Below are 1,033 nucleotides of genomic sequence, written 5' to 3'. Positions count from 1 at the left end.
CTTGGTAATCATACAAATCACATCTCCATTTTGTTATATATTTTGATTGTTTATTCTCCCTTTAAAAACTATGCAGTTCAATTGAAGAAACTCGAACTTATTATGTTTACCATAAGAATTAGTTAAAACCGTTGTTAAATCAACTTCCTCCCATAGTTGCAACTTGCACATATATTAGATTAATAACACTTGCATAATGCATGTTGTTGCAATTACTTGCATTATGCATTTAATAGATTGTTTATATAGTTGCATATTGCAAGTTTGCGACATATAAAAAGTCATTCCCTAATTAAAGGAAATGACTTTGTCTTTCTTAATCTAAATCTTTATTGAATACTATCTCATCTTCATCTTGAACATCCACTGCATTTGAAATATTAATAGAAGTCCTTAAGAAAAGCTTTACGTTTTCCCCTTCAGATTCCCACCGTTCGTCTGGCACTAATTGAAATGGAACCATCCGTGTCTCTTTTGATTTTACCGATCCAACCATTTCAATTGTATGTTTGGCTACACATTCATTTGTGATATCAAAATCACTATCTTCACGGTGGCCTTCAGTTCTCTTTAATACTTCTAGTTTAATAAACTCAATATCCTGATCGCTTTGACCACCATCAATATAAATCGTGCCAGATAGTGTCTCACCATACGCAATTTCAGGTTGGTCAACAACTGTATCAACTTTCATCGATCCAATCCCAATTGTGGACAAAAATTTCTTAAGCATTATACCTTTTCCTCCCTTTACAACTAAACCATTCTCTACTTACTTTTCACCTTCTAAACGCTCAGGTTCAAAGTGATTGTCAACTATTGTTTCATGTCGGTTATAACGTCTCTTAAACAACGTGTACATATGCGTTACCAACACTTTAAGTAAAGCATATCCCGGAATACCTAAAATTACTCCTGGAACTCCAAATAACGATCCGGCAGTTAATAAAACAAAAATAATCGTAATTGGGTGTATGTGTAATGATTTACCCATAATTTGAGGAGAAATAAACTTCCCTTCCACCAGTTGAAC

The 1,033-nt window shown here is 33.6% G+C and carries 2 protein-coding genes; both read right to left on the bottom strand.

Features of this window, described 5'->3' with window-relative positions:
• Positions 1–316: 316 nt before the first annotated feature.
• Positions 317–733 (bottom strand): sporulation protein, encoded by a 417-nt coding sequence (locus AC1DOS_RS20295; RefSeq protein WP_108585751.1) that lies wholly within the window; start codon positions 731–733, stop codon positions 317–319.
• 39 nt (positions 734–772) lie between these two features.
• Positions 773–1,033 (bottom strand): AI-2E family transporter (locus AC1DOS_RS20290; RefSeq protein WP_477538935.1); only part of this gene is annotated, 261 nt, incomplete at its 5' end.

The organism is Paenisporosarcina sp. P5_A11 (assembly GCF_056400705.1).
This window is presented reverse-complemented; position numbering and strand designations above follow the sequence as displayed.

Coding starts and splice junctions, on each gene's coding strand:
- AC1DOS_RS20295 (WP_108585751.1), bottom strand. CDS start 733: ATGCTTAAGAAATTTTTGTCCACAATTGGGATTGGATCGATGAAAGTT.